Source organism: Streptomyces flavotricini, from assembly GCF_020639365.1.
GTDB classification, from domain to species: domain Bacteria; phylum Actinomycetota; class Actinomycetes; order Streptomycetales; family Streptomycetaceae; genus Streptomyces; species Streptomyces flavotricini.
The window spans coordinates 3,812,997-3,832,564 of sequence record NZ_JAINUL010000001.1; the positions used below are offsets into that span (position 1 = coordinate 3,812,997).

Genomic DNA, 19,568 nt, shown 5'->3' on the forward strand with positions numbered 1-19,568 from the left:
GCGTGCCGCGGAGGGCAACGTGACGGCGCTGTCACTAGGGAGGCGCACACGGTGACCGTGGACGCGGCATGTCCGTCCCGCAGGTTATCCCCGTGGGACGTGGGTCCCTAAATCGCAGATCACACCTGAGCGGTGATACCTGTCACAGATCCCCTCACGGTTGAGCTGGATGTTCGTGCGATCCGCCAGGCCTGGTGGCGCGTGGCGGGGGTGGCGTGAGACCGCGTCGCGGGAGGGATTGCGACCGCCTGGCGGAGCGGGACGCGGGGGGCGGCGGGAGGGGATCGGCGGGGCGGCCGGGGGGCGGTCAGGGGACGGGCAGGGGGCGCTTCTCCAGGGCCGCGGCCATCACCTCCGGGAACAGGTCGGGGGTGCAGGCGAAGGCCGGGACCCCAAGTGCCGCAAGGGCTGCGGCGTGTTCGCGGTCGTAGGCGGGGGCCCCCTCGTCGGACAGTGCGAGCAGGGTCACGAACGCGACGCCGGACGCCTTCATCGCCGCGACGCGGCCCAGCATCTCGTCGCGTATGCCGCCCTCGTGGAGATCACTGATGAGGACGACGACGGTGTCGGCGGGACGGGTGATCTTGGACTGGCAGTGGGCGAGGGCGCGGTTGATGTCGGTGCCGCCACCGAGCTGCGTACCGAAGAGGACGTCGACCGGATCCGCCAGCTGATCCGTCAAGTCCACGACGGCTGTGTCGAACACGACGAGCCGGGTCGCGATCGCGCGCATCGAGGCGAGCACCGCTCCGAAGACGGAGGCGTAGACGACGGAGGCCGCCATCGAGCCGGACTGGTCGATGCAGAGGATCACCTCCTTCTCCACCGACCGGGCCGCGCGCCCGTAGCCGATGAGCCGCTCGGGAACGACGGTGCGGTGCTCGGGCAGGTAGTTCTTCAGATTCGCCCGGATGGTCCGGTTCCAGTCGATGTCCGCGTGCCGGGGGCGGCTGGTGCGGGCGGAGCGGTCGAGGGCTCCGGCGAGGGTGGCCCGGGTGCGGGACGCGAGCCTCTCCTCCAGCTGCTCGACCACCTTGCGGACGACGGCACGGGCCGTTTCGCGGGTGGTCTCGGGCATGGCCTTGTTGAGGGAGAGGAGCGTGCCGACGAGGTGCACGTCGGGCTCGACGGCCTCCAGCATCTCGGGCTCCAGGAGGAGGGAGGAGAGGCCGAGCCGGTCGATGGCGTCCCGCTGCATGACCTGGACGACGGAGCCGGGGAAGTACGTACGGATGTCCCCGAGCCAGCGGGCCACGTGCGGGGCGGAGCCGCCGAGCCCCGCACCGCGCCGCCCGCCCCTCCCGTAGAGCGCCGAGAGCGCGGCGTCCATCCCGGCGTCCCGCGCGCCGAGCACGCACCCGGTCCCGTCCTCCTCCCCGCCGAGCACCATCCGCCACCTGCGCAGCCGCGCCTGCGCGCGGGCGTCCCCCGCTCCCGGGTCCCCTGTACCTGTCATCTCCGCGTCTCCTTCCGCTTCCGCTGCTCGTCCCCTCCACCGCCGGCCGCCCCGGCCCCCGCGGCGGTCATGGCGGCGGGCCGGAGAGGAGGAGGCCCAGGACCGGGAGGACCGCGTCGGCCCGGGTCGGGTCCAGGGTGGGGGCGAAGCCCTCGGGGGCACCGCCCGGGGCCGGTTTCGGCGAGCGGCCCCGGCGGACGAGCTCGCCCAGGCTCCGCTTGACGCCCGGCTCGTACGCCCCGAACGTCCGCCGCAGCAGCGGCAGTACGTCCGTGAAGGCCTGCTCCGGAACCCGGACCAGCCAGGTGTCGATCAGCGCCAGCAGCCGCTCGTCGTGGACGAGGAGCGTGCCGTCCGCCGCGAAGCCCTCGATCCAGCCCGCCGCGTCGGCCGGCGACGCCGCCGGGGACAGGGCCAGGCCCATCAGGCGTGCCGTCTCGTCGGCCGGCAGCCGCCCTTCGTCCAGGAGCAGCCTCACCGCACGGCCGCGGATCGGCCCCGGCACCCTGTCCCGGCCGGCCAGTGCCCGCAGCACCGCCGCCCAGCGCTCCCGCAGGCCCTCCCCGTCCAGCAGCCCGATCGCGCCGTGCACGGCGTCCACATGGCCCCGCAGCTCCGCCGCCGCCTCCGCGTCCAGACCCGCCGCGCAGGCGGGCGGCAGCGCCACGCAGATCCGCTCCGCGAGCCCTCCGGCGACGGTGGCCAGCGCCGAGGCGTCCGTACCCCGCACGTCCCCGTACCGCAGCGCACGGGCCAGCGCCGGCAGGGCCTGGGCCAGCCGTGCCACGTCGGTGTCGAGTGCTGCCCGGTCCGCGAGGGCCCGCAGTACGGCGGGCAGGGCATCGGAGAGCCCGGCCAGCAGGCACCGCTCGGCGAGCGCCGTCACCTCTCCGAGCTCCGCCGCCCCGGCCGCGTCCGACTCGGCCTTGGCGGTGGCGGCCGCCGGCACCGTGGTGCCCCAGATACCGGCCTCGGCCACCCGTACCGACAGCTCCGGCTCCCAGCAGAGCCGCCAGGTCTCGCGGAAGGTCCCCGTACTCCCCCGCGAGGCCGTCGGCGTGCCCCAGCCGATGCCGAGCAGCCGCAGCCGGTGCAGCAGCACGGACTTCGCCGCGTCGCTGTCCCTGCGCAGGTCCAGCTCCAGCTCGCGCTCCCGCGCCTCGGCCTTGAGCCGCAGCGAGCGCTGCCGGCGGGTCAGGTCACGCTGCAGCGGGACCGCGGGTGCCCCGTCGGGGACTCCGCCGAGCACGTCCCCGACGACCAGGCGGTCCTCGATCAGCGCGAGCGGCACGTCGGAGCCGTCGCACATCACCGCCCGGACCGCTTCCAGGGTCTCCGTCAGCCCGGGCAGCGGCCTTCCCCGCATCGCGGCGAGCGTCCCGGCCAGCCGGACCGCCTCGATGACGTGCGCCGGGGAGACCTGCCGGTCCTCCGCCCGGAGCAGCCCGGCGACCTCGGCCAGCCACCGCTCGACCGGCCGGTCCGGGGCCGCGAACAGGTGCGCGTACCAGCCGGGCGAGGTGATGCCCGCGCCGTACCCGCCGGCCCGGGCGAGCCGCCGGTGGGTCCACGGGACCCAGGCGGTCTCCACCTTGACCTTGGGGAGCCCGCTCAGCAGCGCCTTGTCCGCGGCCGCCGTGGTCCTCGCGGCCAGCGCCGGCACGTGCCAGGCCCCGCACACCACGGCGTACGCGTCGCCGAACTCCCGGCGGGCGGCCCGCATCCGCTGCCGCATGTACGCCTCGCGCACCCGGTCCCGGGCGTGGCCGCCGTCCCCGTACGCCTCGCGCAGGGCCCCCATGGCCTCCCCGAGCGCCTCGAACGCGCCGAGCGGGTCCGTCTCCCCCGGCCCGCGGTGTTCGACCACGTCCTCCCACCAGCGCTCGGGGTCGTCGTACCCGGCGGTCCCGGCCAGCGCCGCGAGCGGATCCAGCCGCACGGAGTCGGACTCGTCCGGGTCGGGACCGGTCTCCGCGGCCAGCGTGTGCGCGGCCGGGAGGTCGATGAAGCGGACCGGGACGTCCTGCTCCTGCGCCCAGCGGATGGCGACCCACTCCGGCGAGAAGGCGGCCAGCGGCCAGAACGCGGCCCGGCCCGGATCGTCGGCGGCGTGCGCGAGCAGGGCGACGGGCGGCCGCATCCCGGGGTCGGCGGCCAGCGCGAGCAGCGCGTCCCCCTCCGGCGGGCCCTCGATCAGCACGGCCGCCGGCCGGACCGCGTCCAGGGCGGCCCGCACCGCGCGCGCCGAGCCCGGCCCGTGGTGCCGTACGCCCAGCAGCAGCGGCCCCGGCCGCCGGGCGGCCGTCCCGCTCACGCCGTCACCTCCCGGCAGGCGCGGTAGAAGTCCTTCCAGCCGTCCCGCTCGCGCACCACGGTCTCCAGGTACTCCTGCCAGACGACCTGGTCGGCGGCCGGATCCCGGACGACGGCTCCGAGGATCCCGGCGGCCACGTCGGACGGGCGCAGCACGCCGTCCCCGAAGTGGGCGGCGAGCGCGAGGCCTCCGGTGACGACCGATATGGCCTCGGCGGTGGAGAGCGTGCCGCTCGGCGACTTCACCTTCGTACGGCCGTCGGCGGTGAGCCCCTCGCGCAGCTCGCGGAAGACGGTGACGACGCGGCGGATCTCCTCCAGCCCCTCGGGCACGGCCGGCAGGTCGAGGGCACGGCCCATCTGGTCGACGCGGCGGGCGACGATGTCGACCTCGGCGTCGGCGGTGGCGGGCAGCGGCAGGACGACGGTGTTGAAGCGGCGGCGCAGCGCGCTGGAGAGCTCGTTGACCCCGCGGTCGCGGTCGTTGGCGGTGGCGATGAGGTTGAAGCCGCGCACGGCCTGCACCTCCTGACCGAGCTCCGGTATCGGGAGCGTCTTCTCGGACAGGACGGTGATGAGGGTGTCCTGGACGTCGGCCGGGATGCGGGTGAGCTCCTCGACGCGGGCGGTGGAGCCCTCGGCCATGGCGCGCATGACGGGGCTCGGCACGAGGGCTTCGCGGCTGGGCCCGTGGGCGAGGAGGCGGGCGTAGTTCCAGCCGTACCGCATCGCCTCCTCGGGGGTGCCGGCGGTGCCCTGGACGAGGAGGGTGGAGTCCCCGCTGACGGCGGCGGCCAGATGTTCGGACACCCAGGTCTTGGCGGTGCCGGGGACGCCGAGCAGGAGCAGGGCGCGGTCGGTGGCGAGGGTGGCGACGGCGACCTCGACGATGCGGCGCGGGCCGACGTACTTGGGCGTGATGACCGTGCCGTCGGCGAGGGTCCCGCCCAGGAGGTAGGTCGCGACGGCCCACGGGGAGAGCTTCCAACGCGTCGGGCGGGGCTTGTCGTCGGCGGCTGCGAGGACTTTCAGTTCTTCCGCGAAGGCGTCTTCGGCATGCGGCCGCAGCGCGTCCGCGCCCTTGTCGTTCTCGGGCATGGTCATGGTCCCCCTCCAATGCTCGGCAGCCGTTCCCGACCGCTGGGACAACCGTGCACCACACCACTGACAACACCCCTCCTCTGCACCGTTGTTGCAGGTCAGGGCAATTGTCAGTGGGGGTCTCTACGGTGGAACACATGACTGAGCAGCAGGTCCGCTGGACAGCGGAACAGGTACTGGCTCTGGCTCCTGACGAAGCGTCACGCGCGGCGGGTGCCGCGCTGGGAAGGGTGGGTCCGTGGTCACAGACCGGAGGTTCCGCTTCCGGTCTGGTGTGGGGTCTGTGCACGGGCAGCACGCCGTACAGGACCGCCGTGGACGTGGAGGGCCCGGCGTACACGTGCTCGTGCCCGAGCCGGAAGCACCCGTGCAAGCACGCGCTCGGGCTGCTGCTGCTCTGGGCGGCGCAGGGGTTCGGCGAGCCCGTCGATCCCGTCGACGCGCCGGACTGGGCGGCTGAGTGGTCGACGGGGCGGGCGGCGCAGGCCGCGCGCCCGGCGGCAGCGAAGGGCGGACCGGCGGACGGCGAAGCGGCGAAGCGCCGGGCCGACCGCAGGGCGGCCCGGATCGGCGCCGGGGTGGTCGAGCTGGAGCAGCGGCTGGCGGACGTGATGCGCGCCGGCCTGGCGGGCCGCCGGCAGGCCGGGTACGCGTCCTGGGAGGAGACCGCCGCGCGCATGGTCGACGCCCAGGCGCCGGGACTGGCGGCGCGGGTGCGGGAGTTGGGGACGATACCCAGTTGCGGTCCCGGATGGCCCGCCCGGATGCTGGAGGAGGGCGCGCTGCTGCACCTGCTGAACCGGGGTTGGCTCGGTTGGGCGGGCCTGCCGGAGCCGCTCGCCGCGACGGTCCGGAGTCGGGTGGGGCTACCGGGTACCGCCGCGGAGGGGGAGGTCGTACGGGACCGCTGGCTCGTGCTGGCGCAGTACGACTCGGTGTCACCGGACGGCAGGCTCACCACCCGCCGGACGTGGATGCAGGGGCTGGGGAGCGGGCGCCCGGCCCTGGTACTGGACTTCGGACCGCCGGGGCGGCCTCCGGCTCTGGCACTGCCCGTGGGGCTGGTGGTGGAGGCGGAAGCCCGCTTCCGGCCCGGTACGGCGGGGCTGCGGGCGGATCTCGGGGAGAGGTCCGCGGCGGCCGCACCGGGCCGGGCCCCGGCCGGGGTCGGCACGGGGGCGGCACTGGAGGCGTACGGGGCGGCGCTGCGGGAGGACCCGTGGCTCGACGCGTGGCCTGTGGTGCTGGGCCCGGTGATCCCGATACCGGGGGAACTGGGCTGGCAGCTGGCGGACGCGGAGGGCACCTGCGCGCTGCCGGTCACACCGGTGGGCGGCGGCTCGCGGTCCGGGCTGTGGCAGCTGGCAGCGCTCTCGGGCGGCGGCCCGGTCACGGTGTTCGGCGAATGCGGACACCGCGGATTCACTCCGTTGACGGCGTGGCATCCGGGCTGCCCGGAACCGGTCGCCCTGGGGTGACGGAGCCGGGGGCCTCACAGGGGAGGGAACGTCGGCGCGGGGGCGCCGACGTGCACGAACGACGAAGCCGGGGGGCTTTTGTGAACGACAACCACGCAAGCTGAAGGGTCGACGGACGGGGCACGAAGCGGCTCCGGTCCCGCGGAGGGGGCGGGACCGGAGCGCTGCACGACGAGAGGGAGGGGCACGGTGACCACGACGGAGACGACGGCGGAGACGAAGACGGGCACGGGCGCAGGCGCGCGCTCGGCCACCAGGGGCACGTCCGCGCCCGCGGAGACCGCCACCGGCGGGGACGAGGTCGTGGCGGCGGGGGGCCGCTACGGCGAGTGGGGGGAGCTGGTCCGGCTCGCGGTGCTGGGGACCGGGCGGCGGCAGCAGAGTCCGGAGGCGCTGCTCGATGCGGCGGCCGTGCAGACACTGCGGCGGCGGGCCGGACTGCGGCCCGCCGAGGCGTGGCCGCGGCCGGATCCCGCGCCGCGGGATCCGCGCCCGGCTGGGCAGCGGCGGCGGGCGGCGCGGGGCCGCCCCGGACCTGACGGAACTGCTCCCGCAGTGGCTGGCCGCTGCCGGCCGGCACGGATACCGGGCGCCGCACGCGCTGGTGCCCGCGCTGCTGGACGCGGCCCGGGCCCGTACGGACCTGCGCGCCCCCGCGCTGGCCCTGGCCGGGGCGCGGGGGCTGTGGCTGGCCCGGCTGAATCCGGACTGGCGCTTCGCCCTGCGCGGCGGGGCGGGCGGCGCCGGGGAACTGCCCGACCCCGAGGACCGGGCGGGGGTGGAACGGCTCTGGCAGGAGGGGCTGTTCGCCGAGCGCGTGGCCCTCCTGGGCGCCGTACGGGCGCACGAGGCGGCGGCCGCGACGCGGCTGCTGTCGACGACCTGGGCCACGGAACGCGCCGAGGACCGGCTGATGTTCCTCGACTCGCTGCGGGTGGGGCTGGCGGGAGGGGACGAGCCGTTCCTGGAGGCGGCCCTGGGTGACCGGAGCCGCAACGTCCGCACGACGGCGGCCGAGTTGCTGTCCGCGCTGCCGGAGTCGGCGCTGGCCGGACGGATGGCGGAGCGGGCGCTGGCCTGCGTGGGGCCGGACGGGGTCATTCCGCCGGCCGCGTGCGACGCGGGGATGCTCCGCGACGGAGTGGTCGAACGGCCGCCCGCCGGACGCGGGGAACGGGCCTGGTGGCTGGGCCAGCTCGTGGAGGCGGCGCCGCTGTCCTGCTGGCGGGAGCGGTTCGGGGGGCTCGGCCCGGCGGAGATCGTGGCGCTGCCGGTGGCCGGGGGCGAGAGGTGGCGGGAGGAACTGCACGCGGCGTGGTGCCGGGCGGCGGTGCGCCAGCGTGATCCTCAGTGGTCGAAGGCGCTGCTCGGCTCGGCGTCGGCGCCGCCCGCGACGGCCCCGGGCACCGCGTCGCTCGCGGAGCGGGCGAAGCTGCTGTCGATCCTGCCGGAAGGGGAACGGGCGCGGTGGGTCGCGGAGTTCATACGGGCCCACGGTCTTTCGGAGGCCTTCCAGCTGCTCGGGGTGTGCGTGGTGCCGTGGGCGGGGACGCTCGGGCGGGCGGTGGTGGACGCGCTGGGCGCCGCGCGGGAGGCGGGCAGCTACCCGTGGAGCTTCAGCGGGGTGATGGGACTGGCCGAGCGCTGCCTGGATCCCGCGGAGGCGGAGCGCCTGGAGGCGGTGGTGGCGCGCGGCGCCGGCTTCGCCGACCCGGCGGAGGCCGCTTCCGGCGCCGCCGCGTACTGGGCCGAGGCCTTCCAGCGCCTGGTCGCCACGCTGCGCCTGCGCGCCACGATGCTGTCGGAGCTGACCCCCGCCTGACCGTCGCGCGCGCATGAGCGCGCGCGGCGGCGCGCGGCCGCCCGCGCTCCGGGCGCCGCGCTCCGGGCGCCGCAGGCGGCCCGGGCTCCGGGCGCCGCAGGCGGCCCGGGCTCCGGGCGTTTCGGCGGCGGTCCGGGTACCCGGCGCATCGGCGGCGGCGCCCGCCGGCTGCCGGCGGAGCTACTGGCGGACGTGGGCGCGGACCCAGTCGACGATGGCGGTGGTGGTGGCGCCCGGGGTGAAGATCTCGGCCACGCCCTTGGCTTTCAGGGGGGCGATGTCGTCCTCCGGGATGATGCCGCCGCCGAAGACCTTGATGTCCTCCGCCTCGCGCTCCTTGAGGAGTTCCAGAACACGCGCGAACAGCGTGTTGTGGGCGCCGGAGAGGATCGAGAGGCCGATCGCGTCGGCGTCTTCCTGGATGGCGGTGTCCACGATCTGCTCGGGCGTCTGGTGGAGGCCCGTGTAGATGACCTCCATGCCCGCGTCCCGCAGCGCACGCGCGATCACCTTGGCCCCGCGGTCGTGGCCGTCGAGACCCGGCTTGGCCACCACCACACGGATCGGACCGGTCACACCCATCGCACTGCCTCCCGAGTGAACGAACGTTAAGTACAGCATCGCGCACACCCCCGTTTCACGGTCAACCAGGAGGGGGAAATCACACGTGGGACGGCGTTGATTCACCGCCAGGGGAGCCGCACCGGGGGCGCCGCGTCACCGTACCGACAGCCGCACGGCACGGTGGCGCGGCCGGCCGCGGCCCACGGGCCCATTCCGAAGGCTCCGTCCCGGCAGGCTGAGGGGGCCGTCCATGGGGGTGTCCATACCCGTACCCGTTTCCGGGGCCGCGTTGCGGGCGGGCGTGCTGGAGGCAGTGGTCCTCGGCGGCCACCTGCTGCTCTACCCGACGGGGATACGGCCCGAGAAGCCCGCCGCGACGGGCGGGAAAGACCTCGGCCGCCCGCCGGTGCTGCTGGTGCACGGGTTCACCGACAACCGGTCCGTCTTCGTCCTGCTGCGCCGCACCCTCGCCGCGGGCGGGCGGCGGCACGTGGAGGCGTACAACTACTCCCCCTTCACACGCGACCTGCGCGTGACCGCCCGCCACCTCGCCCGCCGCGTCGAGGAGCTGTGCGAGCGCACCGGGCAGGAGCGGGTGGACCTCGTCGGGCACAGTCTGGGCGGGCTGGTCGGGCGGTACTTCGTCCAGTGCCTCGGCGGCGCGGCCCGCGTCCGCACGCTCGTCACGCTCGGCACTCCGCATTCCGGTACGCGGGTCGCCCCCTTCATGGACGCCCACCCGCTGGTCCGGCAGATGCGGCCGGACTCCGAGGTGATGGCCGAGCTGCGGGCGCCCGCGCCCGGCTGCCGGACCCGATGCGTGGCGTTCTGGAGCGAGTTCGACGAGCTGATGGACCCGACCGAGACGGCGCGCATCGAGCACCCGGACCTCCGAGCGGAGAACGTGCAGGTCACCGGCATCGGGCACCTTGCCCTGCCCGCACATCCGGCCGTCACGGCGGCGGTCCGGCGCGCCCTCGACGGGCCCGCTCCGGCCGCCCTCGCGAGCCTCGGGGACTCCGCTTCCGTCGCGTGAACGCCAACCCATCGAAACTCGAACGGATTTCGAACTCAAGGCCAAGGCTCGGCCTTGCCGCGACCGAAAGACGGCCGAATGCCCGGTTCCGCAAAGCCGGAAACCCCTGGAAGATTGTCGTTGCCAGTAACCGCCGGGTACAGTCACGCCACTGCTCTCCCCAAGGAACCTCCCGTTCCCTGGCCACCCAGGCCCCCCACTGCCGAGGCGAAAGAGAAGTTGGTGAACGACCGCCCCTCGTCGGGCCTGTACCCCGATTCCGGGTACGACGGCCTTTCCAACACCGCTTTCGCTGGTGAGTCACCCTACGTCTCCTACGAAACGCAGGGTCAGGGGTACGACTACGCCTCCTCCTACCCTTCGTACGAGACCGGCGCCTACGACTCCACCGCCTGGTCCGCGCAGGACGGTTACGCGCAGGACGCCGACTACCTCTCGACGATCCCCGCCCAGGGCGGCGTACCCGAGGACACCGGCACCGGGCAGTGGGACGCGAGCGCCTGGAACCAGCAGAGCGGCGCCGCCGACTACCAGGCCACCGCCCTCGGCTACGAGCAGACCGGACAGTGGGCGATGCCGGGTCACGGCACCACGGGCACCGAGACCGGCGCGTACGACGCCACCGCCTGGAACACGGTCCCGCAGCACGAGCAGCAGACCCAGACCTTCTCGTACGAGCACCACCCGTACGAGTACCAGGAACAGCCGTACCAGGAACAGCACCAGGAGACGGCTTACGCCTACGAGGCGCCGGCCGCCGAGGGGTACAGCGAGACCGCCGTCTTCGAAGTCCTCGACACCGCAGGCATCGAGAACGCCGATTCCGAGCCGTCCGCACTCGACCTCGCGCCCGAGCCCGTGCACGACCTGCCCACCCAGGCCATGCCGGTCACCCTGGACGCCGCGCCCGCGCCCCGCGTCTCGCGCCGCGCCGGCGCCAAGACGAAGCCGGCCCCGGCCGCTGCCGCCACCTCCCGGCGCCGCACCCCGGCGAAGCGTTCCGCCCTGCTGACCGTGGCCGTCCCCTCCGCCTGCGTGATGGGCGTGGCCGGTGTCGCGGCCGCTTCCGTGGGCGGACTCACCGGCACGGACAAGCCCGCCGAGGGAACCACCACGATGGCCGCGCCCGACCCGGCCTCGGTGAAGCCCGTCGCGGCGAACAGCAAGCTCGACACCCAGCTGACGGCGCTCAGCGCCGACGCGGGCGACTTCGCGGACCGCGCGAGCCGCACGCAGGAGCGCATCGACCTGCGCCAGCGCCAGGACGACGAAAAGAAGCGGAAGGCGGAGGAGGAGGCGGCCAAGGAAGCGGCCCGCCCCAAGTTCGCGATCCCGGTCGAACAGCACGGCCTCAGCGCCAGCTTCGGCCAGGCCGGCGGCATGTGGATGTCCGTGCACACCGGCATCGACTTCCCGGTCTCGTACGGCACCCCGGTCATGTCCGCCACCGACGGCACCGTGCGCACGCAGTGGAACAGCGCCTACGGCAACATGGCCATAGTGACCTCGCCCGACGGCACCGAGACCTGGTACTGCCACCTCAGCAGCACCAAGATCCGGTCCGGCAAGGTCAAGGCGGGCGACGTCATCGCCTACTCCGGCAACTCCGGCAACTCCACCGGCCCGCACCTCCACTTCGAGGTCCGGCCCGGCGGCGGCTCGGCGATCGACCCCCTGCCGTGGCTCCGCAGCCACGGCCTCGACCCGACCTGAGCCGGCCCCTCGGCGTGAAGGCCCGGGCGTGAGCCCGGGCCCGGCACACACCCCCCGTTACAGCTTCTGCACGGGCGCGTAGCGCAGGAGCAGGCGCTTCGGCTTGTCGTCCCCGAAGTCGACGGTGGCCTGCGCGTCCGCGCCGGCGCCCCTGACCTCCATGACCGTGCCCAGCCCGAACTGGTCGTGCGTGACCCGGTCCCCGACCGCCAGCGCGATGACCGGCTTGTCGGCGGCCCGGCGCGTCGCGAACCCGGACGGCCCCGACTTCGTACGCGACGAGGACAGGAACGCCTCGGGCGAGGTCCCGAACGTGGCCTTGCCGCCGCCCGATCCGGAGGATCCGTACCCGGAGCCGGAAGCGCGCATCGGGCCCGCCGGCTTCTGCGCCGCGCCCGTCCGCTTCCACTGCAGGTACTCGGCCGGGATCTCCTCGAGGAACCGCGAGGGCGGGTTGTACGAGGGGGTGCCCCACGCGCTGCGCATGCCCGAACGGGTCAGGTACAGCCGCTCGCGCGCCCGCGTGATGCCGACGTACGCGAGGCGGCGCTCCTCCTCCAGCTCCTTGGTCTGGCCCAGCGCGCGCATGTGCGGGAAGACCCCGTCCTCCATGCCGGTCAGGAAGACCACCGGGAATTCGAGGCCCTTGGCGGTGTGCAGGGTCATCAGGGTGATGACGCCGGAGCCGTCCTCGTCCTCGTCCGGGATCTGGTCGGAGTCGGCGACGAGCGCGACCTGCTCCAGGAACTCCGCGAGCGTGCCAGGGTTGTCCTCGCCGCGGGCCTGCTCGAACTCCAGCGCCACGGCCGCGAGTTCCTGGAGGTTCTCGATGCGCGTCTCGTCCTGCGGGTCGGTCGAGGCCTGGAGCTCGGCGAGGTAGCCCGTACGCTCCAGGACCGCCTCCAGCACCACCGCCGGGCCCGCGCCCGAGTCGACGATCGTGCGGAGCTCCTCCATCAGCACGTTGAACCGCTTCACCGCGTTGGTCGAGCGGGCGGCCATGCCGAACGCCTCGTCCACGCGCCGCAGCGCCTGCGGGAAGGTGATCTTCTCGCGCATCGCGAGCGCGTCGATCATCGCTTCGGCGCGCTCGCCGATGCCGCGCTTGGGTACGTTCAGGATCCGGCGGAGCGGGACGTTGTCCTCGGGGTTCGCGAGCACGCGCAGGTACGCGAGGACGTCACGGACCTCCTTGCGCTCGTAGAAGCGGACGCCGCCGACGACCTTGTAGGGGAGTCCGACGCGGATGAAGATCTCCTCGAACACGCGCGACTGCGCGTTCGTCCGGTAGAAGATCGCGACGTCGCCCGCCTTGGCGTCCCCGGCGTCCGTCAGCCGGTCGATCTCGTCGGCGACGAACTGCGCCTCGTCGTGCTCGGTGTCCGCGACGTATCCGGTGATGACGGCGCCGGTGCCGGCCTGGGTCCACAGGTTCTTGGCGCGGCGGTTCTCGTTGCGCTCGATGACCGCGTTGGCGGCGGAGAGGATCGTCTGCGTGGAGCGGTAGTTCTGCTCCAGCAGGATCGTCGTCGCGTCCTTGTAGTCCTCCTCGAACTGGAGGATGTTGCGGATGGTCGCGCCGCGGAAGGCGTAGATCGACTGGTCGGCGTCACCCACCACGCACAGCTCGGCCGGCGGCAGGTCCGGGTAGCCGGTGCCGACGAGCTCGCGCACCAGCGTGTACTGGGCGTGGTTGGTGTCCTGGTACTCGTCCACCAGGACGTGGCGGAAGCGCCGCCGGTAGTGCTCGGCGACCTCCGGGAACGCCTGGAGCAGGTGGACGGTCGTCATGATGATGTCGTCGAAGTCGAGCGCGTTGGCCTCGCGCAGCCGCCCCTGGTACATCGCGTACGCCTGGGCGAGCGTCTTCTCGAATCCGTCGGCGGCCTGCCCGGCGAAGGCGTCCTCGTCGATGAGCTCGTTCTTGAGGTTCGAGATCTTGGCGTTGAAGGCCTTGGGCGGGAACTTCTTCGGGTCCAGGTCCAGGTCGCGGCAGACGAGTGCCATCAGGCGCTTCGAGTCGGCCGCGTCGTAGATCGAGAAGGACGAGGTGAAACCGAGGCGCTTCGACTCGCGGCGCAGGATCCGTACGCACGCGCTGTGGAAGGTGGACACCCACATGGCGTTGGCGCGCGGCCCGACCAGGCCCTCGACGCGCTCCTTCATCTCACCGGCGGCCTTGTTGGTGAAGGTGATCGCCAGGATCTGGCCGGGGTGGACGCCCCGCGCGGCCAGCAGGTGGCCGATGCGGTGGGTCAGCACCCGGGTCTTGCCGGAGCCCGCACCGGCCACGATGAGCAGCGGGGAGCCGGCGTGCACGACGGCCGCCGCCTGCTGCTCGTTCAGCCCGTCCAGGAGCGTCGCGGGGTCGATGACGGGCTTGGGGGCGCCGTCCCGGTAGTACGCGTCACCACTCATGGGCACGTCGAACCGGCCCCCGAACAGATCGTCCGCGCCATCCTCCGGCGCGGGGTGATCCTCGGGCGGCGGGGGGACCTCGTCGGAAGGGGTGAGGTCCGCCAGGAAACTGTCGTCAAAGAGGCTGCTCATCGCTTTCCGAGTCTAGAGGTCGGGACCGACACGCCAGCACGAGTTCCAGGAGACCGGGGAAGCGCTGCTCCAGATCGTCGCGGCGCAGCGCGAGGTAGAGCTTGCGTCCTTGCGGGCGCTGGCAGATCACCCCACCCTCCCGGAGCGTCTTGAGGTGGTGCGTGACGCTGGATCGGGGCAGGTCGGGCACCACTTCGCCGCAGAACGTCTCCTCGCCGGAGGCGAGCTTGCGGACGATCTCAAGGCGGACGGGGTGCCCCAGGGCCGCGAGCACCTCGGCCAGGTCGAGGTCCTCGGCGTGGGGGTGGGTCAGCTCGGCAGCGGCAGGCATGCCCTCACTGTACGCAGATCTCGTACGGACATGGCCAGACCGTTCGGAGATCTCGTACAGCCAAAGTCCACCGCGATCGTACGAAATCTTCGAACGATCGGCCACCGCACCAGCAGCAGGGGGACCTCGGAATGGGCGGCTCCGCCAAGCCCGCCGCCGGGTGCGACAAGAAAGACCCTGGCCCGCGACGTCCACGCGCCGCTCGGCCGGCTCGACACCCGGGTGGTCCGCGTCGACGGCAGCGGGCACTACCTCCCGGAGGGGCGGCCGGAGGCGGTCGTCCGGGAGCCGACCCGCTTCCCGGGCCGACCCGGAGCCCCCGTACGCTCGGCGCCATGGACGTACTCATCAATGTCTTCGTGGGCCTGCACATCATCGGCATCGCCTCCCTCCTGGGCGGTTTCCTGACGCAGATGAAGGCGATGAGCGCCGGCACCGCCCGCTTCGTGCCCGCCATGCTGCACGGCGCGCTGACGATGCTCGTCACCGGCGTCCTGCTGGTCGGCTTCCGCGAGATGGACGGCGGCCACGTCAACAACATCAAGATCGGCGTGAAGCTCGCCGTCCTCTTCGTGATCCTCGCGCTCGTCTACGTGAAGCGGGACGAGGAGCACGTGGAGAAGGCACTGTTCGGCGCGGTCGGCGGGCTGACCGTGGTCAATATCTTCATCGCCGTCCTCTGGCGCTGACCCCGCAGCGAACGACAACAGCCACATCCGGCCACATCAGTTCACGTCGGGGCACTTGCGATCATCTCGTCATCCGACCGTTACCTTCGGGTCTAGCGTCCTCCTCCAAGCACCGAGCCCCCGAGCGAGGAAGGACGTGAGGCCCTCGTGGCCAGTCACCGAAAGCCCAGGCAGCGCCCGCTCCATCCGCTCTCCCGCGGCACCGTGCGGACCGCAGCGACGCTCGCCCTCGCGGGCGCTGCCACCGCCACCGCCTTCGAAGGCACCTCGCAGGCCGACCCCCAGCAGACGCCCTCCCAGGTGAAGGCAGAGGTGGACCGGCTCTACGAGGAGGCCGAGGAGACGGCGGAGCGGTACAACGGGGCGAAGGAGCAGGCCGACGAGGCCCAGCGCGCGCTCGACGCACTGCGCGACGAGACCGCCCGCAAGACCGACCGGCTCAACACCGCACGCCGGGCGCTCGGTTCCCTGGCCGCGGGCCAGTACCGCACCGGCGGCCTGGGGCCCGCCATGCGGCTGGCCCTGGCCGAGAACCCCCAGGACTACCTGGACCAGGCCTCCTTCCTCACCCGGACCGGCGACCGCAGCGCCGCCGAGGTCTCCTCCGTACGACGCCAGCTCGACGAGGTCGGGCGGCTCAGGGACAAGGCCTCCGGCCGGCTCGCCGACCTGCGCGCCCGCGAGGGCGAGCTCGCCGAGTACAAGGCCACCGTCGAGGGCAAGCTCGACACCGCCAAGCGGCTGCTGGCCAAGCTCACCGCCGAGGAAAGGGCCGCGTACGAGGCCCAGTCGGGCGGGCCGGCCCCGGCCGGTGCGCCGTCCACGGCCCCGCCCGCGCCCGTGGACGGCTCGCGCGCCGCCCGCGCGGTGGCGTTCGCGTACGGGGCGATCGGCAAGCCGTACGTCTGGGGTGCGACCGGACCCGGTTCGTTCGACTGCTCCGGCCTGACCCAGGCGGCCTGGCGCTCGGCCGGGGTCTCCCTCCCCCGCACCACGTACACCCAGATCAACGCCGGGCAGCGGGTCTCCCGCGATCAGCTGGCCCCCGGCGACCTGGTGTTCTTCTACTCCGGGGTCACCCACGTCGGGCTGTACATCGGCAACGGCCAGATGATCCACGCCCCGCGCCCCGGGTCGACGGTCCGCGTGGCCCCGATCGACTCGATGCCGTGGGCGGGCGCCTCCCGCCCGGCGTGAGCCGGGGGCGCGGGAGCCCTACGGCGCCTTGACCTGCGTGGTCAGCCAGCCGAACACCGTCGGAAGCTGCTTCGACCACGAGTCGAGGTTGTGCCCGCCGGTCACCTTCTCCGCGTGCACGGTGGTCGGGGTCTGGGCGATGGCCTTGAGGTCCGTGCCGGACAGGTAGCCGTCCTGCTCGGCGCCCGACATCCACAGCGAGACCGCCGGCGGAGCGGGCGCGGCCTTGAGCAGCGCCTTCAGGTTGTGGGTGCGCCGCATCTCCGGGTCCTGGGCGACCAGCGAGGTGGGCTCCTGGCCCGGGTCGTTGTAGCCGGAGAGGGAGACGGCCGCGCTGTAGCGGTCGGGGTGCAGGATCGCCAGCTTGGCGGCGCAGTACGCGCCCGCCGAGTAGCCGGCCACGCCCCAGGTGCGGGCCTCGTCGGAGGCCCGGAAGTTGTCGGTGACCATCTTGCGGACGTCGACGCTGAACCAGCTGTCCGCGTTGACCTTGCCCGGGATGTTCGCGCATCCGGTGTCGCCGTTGCCCAGCAGCATGGCCCGCGGCGAGACCAGGATGAAGGGCTGCACCTTGCCGCTCTTCATCAGCGGCTCCAGCACCTCGGCCGCCTTGAGCCCCTGGAACCAGGACTTGCCCGTCCCCGGTATGCCCGGGATCAACTCGACCACCGGGAACTTCTTGTTCTTGAACGCCGGGTCGTCGTACTGGGGCGGGAGCCACACCATGACGTCGCCCTTGACCCCGGAGATCTTGCCGTTGAGCTCGGTCTTCTTGACCCGGCCGCCGAGGCCCTCGACCGGCTGGAAGTCCTGGAGCACCTTCGGCTCCGCCTTGACCTCCGCGGCCTTCTTCCCGCCGAGCCCGTCCGCACCGAGGTCGGGGGCGGCCGTGACGTACTTGCCGGTGCCGAGCAGATCGCCCCACGAGGCGTAGAAGTTCTCCTCTCGGTTCACCGAGATGAACACCAGCGCGACGGCGGTGACCTGGGCGAACACCACCATCAGGGCCCGGGTCGACACGCGTACGACGGCGGGGCCGCGCACCTTGCTCCACACGGCCAGCGGCAGGAGAACGGCGATCGCCGTGAGGGCGATCGCCGTCGCGAACAGGGGGAACCCCGTCAAGCTCATCACGCCACCCAAGAGGGCGCCGCGGCACCGCGCGGTTGCCCCCGCCCCCTGCGGTGTGGGTCACACCCGCGCGCACATCACACCTGATCAGACGTCACATGAGACGTCACACCAGGCGGCGCGCCGTCGCCCAGCGGGTCAGCTCGTGCCGGTTGGAGAGCTGGAGCTTCCTGAGCACCGCCGAGACGTGGGACTCCACGGTCTTCACGGAGATGAAGAGCTGCTTGGCGATCTCCTTGTACGCGTACCCGCGCGCGATCAGCCGCAGCACCTCGCGCTCGCGCTGCGTGAGGCGGTCCAGGTCCTCGTCGACCGGGGGTGCGTCCGTCGAGGCGAAGGCGTCGAGCACGAAGCCCGCCAGCCGCGGCGAGAACACCGCGTCCCCCTCCTGCACCCGGAAGACCGAGTTCACCAGGTCGGTCCCGGTGATGGTCTTGGTCACGTACCCGCGCGCGCCGCCCCGGATGACCCCGATGACGTCCTCGGCGGCGTCCGACACCGACAGGGCCAGGAACCGCACCGGATTCTCGGCGGCCGCCATCAGCGGGGCGCAGCGCCGCAGCACCTCCACCCCGCCGCCTCCGGGCAGGTGCACGTCGAGCAGGACCACCTCGGGCCGGGTGGCGGTGATCACGGTGACGGCCTGGTCCACATCGGCGGCCTCGCCGACGACCTCGACCCCGGTCCGGGCGGTCTCGCCGATCTCGGCCTGCACGCCCGTGCGGAACATCCGGTGGTCGTCGACGAGCACCACCCGGACGTGCCTGCCCACTGCCGCGCTGCCGGTCGTCTCCTCGGTCATGCTGCGTTCGCCGCCCTCTCCATCTCCAGCTCGACTTCCGTGCCGCCGTCGGGCGCGGACCGCAGCCGTGCGGTCCCGCCGTTGCGCTGCATCCGGCCGATGATCGATTCTCGTACGCCCATGCGGTCGTCCGGTACCGCGTCGATGTCGAAGCCCGGCCCCCGGTCCCGTACGGACACGAACACCGCCTGCCCCTCCACCTCGGCGTACACCTGCACCGGCCCGCCCTCGCCACCGTACTTGGCGGCATTGACCATCGCCTCGCGCGCGGCCTGGATCTGTGCGCCCAGCCTCTCGTCGAGCGGGCAGTCCCCGACCACGACGACCTCGATCGGGACCCCGTGGTGGTCCTCGACCTCGGCGGCCGTCTTCTTGACGGCCTCCGCGAGGGTGGTGGGCTCCTCCGCCTCGTCCTTGCCGGTGCCCTCCGGCTTGTAGAGCCAGTTCCGCAGCTCCCGCTCCTGGGCGCGGGCGAGACGGCGGACCTCGCCGACGTCCTCCGCGTTGCGCTGGATCAGGGTCAGGGTGTGCAGCACCGAGTCGTGCACGTGGGCGGCGACCTCGGCGCGCTCCTGGGCACGGATGCGCATCAGGCGCTCCTCGGAGAGGTCCTGGGTCATCCGGATCAGCCAGGGGCCGGCGAGCAGGGCTATGCCGACGAGGACGGCGAGGGCGGCGGTCAGTACGTTGCCGAGCTGGGCCGCCGAGCCGCGTACGACGATGAAGACGGTCAGGCCCACGCCGACCAGGGCGACCCCGGCGAAGCCGCGGGCGATCTGGAGCAGGCGCGCGTTGCGCCCGGCGGCGGCGCCCCAGTGGGCGCGGCGGGCGTTGTCGGCCTGGCGCCATACGAGGACCACACCGGCGCCGACCAGCAGCGTCGGCCACACGTACCGGCCGGAGGTGCCGCCGAGCTGGACCTTGGAGATGAAGATGCCGGCGCCGATGCACAGGGCGATGAGGGCGGTGATCTGCCCCCGGTCCGGTTTGCGCAGGCGGCGGCTGCCGTCGGCCAGGGTCTCGAAGAAGGAGCGGTGGCCGGTGCGGCCGCCGACGCCCAGCGGTACGAAGACCCAGAACGCGGCATACAGCAGTACGCCCAGTCCGTCGCCCCACATGAACAGGCCGAGGAAGGCGAGCCGGACCCAGACGACCGGCAGCCCGAGATGCCCGGCGAGACCGCGCGCGACACCGCCGAGCATCCGTCCGTCGGCGCTGCGGTAGAGCTTGCGCTGCGGCGGTTCGTCGGCGTCTGTCGTGTGCGGGGAACGGGGGGCGGTGGAGACGGGCATGCCATTGATGGTCACATGCGGGCGGGGTGGGGGACATCAGGGCAGCCCCCCAGTTCCGTCGGGGGGATATCAGGGTTGCGCCAGGGTCGGGCC

14 protein-coding genes and 1 pseudogene are annotated in these 19,568 nt (G+C 73.3%); 6 read left to right on the forward strand and 9 right to left on the reverse strand.

Translation table 11 applies throughout. The features are described 5' to 3' along the window. Positions 1 to 307: 307 nt before the first annotated feature. The 3 genes from K7B10_RS17075 to K7B10_RS17085 all read right to left on the reverse strand — a co-directional run bounded on the left by K7B10_RS17075 (position 308) and on the right by K7B10_RS17085 (position 4,873). Positions 308 to 1,456: a VWA domain-containing protein gene (locus K7B10_RS17075; protein WP_229336879.1), complete on the reverse strand. Its 1,149-nt coding sequence runs from the start codon at positions 1,454 to 1,456 to the stop codon at positions 308 to 310. 67 nt (positions 1,457 to 1,523) lie between these two features. Continuing rightward, the gene (locus tag K7B10_RS17080) at positions 1,524 to 3,770 is read right to left on the reverse strand and encodes a DUF5682 family protein (RefSeq protein WP_229336881.1); all 2,247 of its coding nucleotides are present in this window, start codon (positions 3,768 to 3,770) and stop codon (positions 1,524 to 1,526) included. Beyond that, positions 3,767 to 4,873, reverse strand: coding sequence for an ATP-binding protein (locus K7B10_RS17085; RefSeq protein ID WP_229336883.1), 1,107 nt, complete (start codon positions 4,871 to 4,873; stop codon positions 3,767 to 3,769). The genes K7B10_RS17080 and K7B10_RS17085 overlap by 4 nt, the downstream gene beginning before the upstream one ends. 134 nt (positions 4,874 to 5,007) lie before the next feature. Between K7B10_RS17085 and K7B10_RS17090 the strand changes: the two genes are divergently transcribed. Both K7B10_RS17090 and K7B10_RS17095 read left to right on the forward strand, forming a co-directional pair. Next, positions 5,008 to 6,348, forward strand: coding sequence for an SWIM zinc finger family protein (locus K7B10_RS17090; RefSeq protein WP_229336885.1), 1,341 nt, complete (start codon positions 5,008 to 5,010; stop codon positions 6,346 to 6,348). Between the two features lie 303 nt (positions 6,349 to 6,651). Further along, a pseudogene (locus K7B10_RS17095) lies at positions 6,652 to 8,170 on the forward strand (DUF5691 domain-containing protein). 180 nt (positions 8,171 to 8,350) lie between these two features. On the opposite strand, the gene icmB reads toward K7B10_RS17095, so the two are convergent. Further along, positions 8,351 to 8,752, reverse strand: a complete 402-nt coding sequence (icmB, locus tag K7B10_RS17100; protein WP_229336887.1) for a coenzyme B12-dependent isobutyryl CoA mutase small subunit — start codon at positions 8,750 to 8,752, stop codon at positions 8,351 to 8,353. A 232-nt stretch (positions 8,753 to 8,984) separates the two neighbouring features. On the opposite strand from icmB, the gene K7B10_RS17105 reads away from it, so the two are divergent. Together K7B10_RS17105 and K7B10_RS17110 are read left to right on the forward strand one after the other, a co-directional pair. Further along, a complete protein-coding gene (locus K7B10_RS17105; RefSeq protein ID WP_229336889.1) occupies positions 8,985 to 9,770 on the forward strand; it encodes an esterase/lipase family protein in 786 nt (261 codons plus the stop codon). Between the two features lie 78 nt (positions 9,771 to 9,848). Continuing rightward, positions 9,849 to 11,483: a M23 family metallopeptidase gene (locus tag K7B10_RS17110; protein WP_267501413.1), complete on the forward strand. Its 1,635-nt coding sequence runs from the start codon at positions 9,849 to 9,851 to the stop codon at positions 11,481 to 11,483. A 57-nt stretch (positions 11,484 to 11,540) separates the two neighbouring features. On the opposite strand, the gene pcrA is transcribed toward K7B10_RS17110, so the two are convergent. Both pcrA and K7B10_RS17120 read right to left on the reverse strand, forming a co-directional pair. Beyond that, entirely contained in the window at positions 11,541 to 14,033 is a 2,493-nt protein-coding gene (gene pcrA / locus K7B10_RS17115; protein WP_229336893.1) for a DNA helicase PcrA, read from the reverse strand. Beyond that, positions 14,017 to 14,364 (reverse strand): ArsR/SmtB family transcription factor, encoded by a 348-nt coding sequence (locus K7B10_RS17120; RefSeq protein WP_229336895.1) that lies wholly within the window; start codon positions 14,362 to 14,364, stop codon positions 14,017 to 14,019. The genes pcrA and K7B10_RS17120 overlap by 17 nt, the downstream gene beginning before the upstream one ends. A gap of 335 nt (positions 14,365 to 14,699) precedes the next feature. Here K7B10_RS17120 and K7B10_RS17125 point away from each other — a divergent pair, with 335 nt between their 5' ends. Then, positions 14,700 to 15,053: a hypothetical protein gene (locus K7B10_RS17125; protein WP_229336897.1), complete on the forward strand. Its 354-nt coding sequence runs from the start codon at positions 14,700 to 14,702 to the stop codon at positions 15,051 to 15,053. A gap of 147 nt (positions 15,054 to 15,200) precedes the next feature. After that, positions 15,201 to 16,250: a C40 family peptidase gene (locus K7B10_RS17130; protein ID WP_229336899.1), complete on the forward strand. Its 1,050-nt coding sequence runs from the start codon at positions 15,201 to 15,203 to the stop codon at positions 16,248 to 16,250. 18 nt (positions 16,251 to 16,268) lie between these two features. Here K7B10_RS17130 and K7B10_RS17135 read toward each other — a convergent pair whose 3' ends face one another. From K7B10_RS17135 to K7B10_RS17145, 3 genes are all read right to left on the reverse strand, one after another. Beyond that, positions 16,269 to 17,381: an alpha/beta hydrolase gene (locus K7B10_RS17135; RefSeq protein WP_229336901.1), complete on the reverse strand. Its 1,113-nt coding sequence runs from the start codon at positions 17,379 to 17,381 to the stop codon at positions 16,269 to 16,271. Positions 17,382 to 17,487: 106 nt separating this feature from the next. Beyond that, a complete protein-coding gene (locus K7B10_RS17140) occupies positions 17,488 to 18,183 on the reverse strand; it encodes a LuxR C-terminal-related transcriptional regulator (RefSeq protein WP_030864264.1) in 696 nt (231 codons plus the stop codon). After that, the gene (locus K7B10_RS17145; RefSeq protein WP_229336903.1) at positions 18,180 to 19,475 is read right to left on the reverse strand and encodes an ATP-binding protein; all 1,296 of its coding nucleotides are present in this window, start codon (positions 19,473 to 19,475) and stop codon (positions 18,180 to 18,182) included. Before K7B10_RS17145 ends, K7B10_RS17140 begins: the two co-directional genes overlap by 4 nt. Positions 19,476 to 19,568 lie beyond the last annotated feature (93 nt).

Coding starts and splice junctions, on each gene's coding strand:
- K7B10_RS17075 (WP_229336879.1), bottom strand. CDS start 1,456: ATGACAGGTACAGGGGACCCGGGAGCGGGGGACGCCCGCGCGCAGGCG.
- K7B10_RS17085 (WP_229336883.1), bottom strand. CDS start 4,873: ATGACCATGCCCGAGAACGACAAGGGCGCGGACGCGCTGCGGCCGCAT.
- K7B10_RS17090 (WP_229336885.1), top strand. CDS start 5,008: ATGACTGAGCAGCAGGTCCGCTGGACAGCGGAACAGGTACTGGCTCTG.
- icmB (WP_229336887.1), bottom strand. CDS start 8,752: ATGGGTGTGACCGGTCCGATCCGTGTGGTGGTGGCCAAGCCGGGTCTC.
- K7B10_RS17105 (WP_229336889.1), top strand. CDS start 8,985: ATGGGGGTGTCCATACCCGTACCCGTTTCCGGGGCCGCGTTGCGGGCG.
- K7B10_RS17110 (WP_267501413.1), top strand. CDS start 9,849: ATGCCCGGTTCCGCAAAGCCGGAAACCCCTGGAAGATTGTCGTTGCCA.
- pcrA (WP_229336893.1), bottom strand. CDS start 14,033: ATGAGCAGCCTCTTTGACGACAGTTTCCTGGCGGACCTCACCCCTTCC.
- K7B10_RS17120 (WP_229336895.1), bottom strand. CDS start 14,364: ATGCCTGCCGCTGCCGAGCTGACCCACCCCCACGCCGAGGACCTCGAC.
- K7B10_RS17125 (WP_229336897.1), top strand. CDS start 14,700: ATGGACGTACTCATCAATGTCTTCGTGGGCCTGCACATCATCGGCATC.
- K7B10_RS17135 (WP_229336901.1), bottom strand. CDS start 17,381: ATGAGCTTGACGGGGTTCCCCCTGTTCGCGACGGCGATCGCCCTCACG.
- K7B10_RS17140 (WP_030864264.1), bottom strand. CDS start 18,183: ATGACCGAGGAGACGACCGGCAGCGCGGCAGTGGGCAGGCACGTCCGG.
- K7B10_RS17145 (WP_229336903.1), bottom strand. CDS start 19,475: ATGCCCGTCTCCACCGCCCCCCGTTCCCCGCACACGACAGACGCCGAC.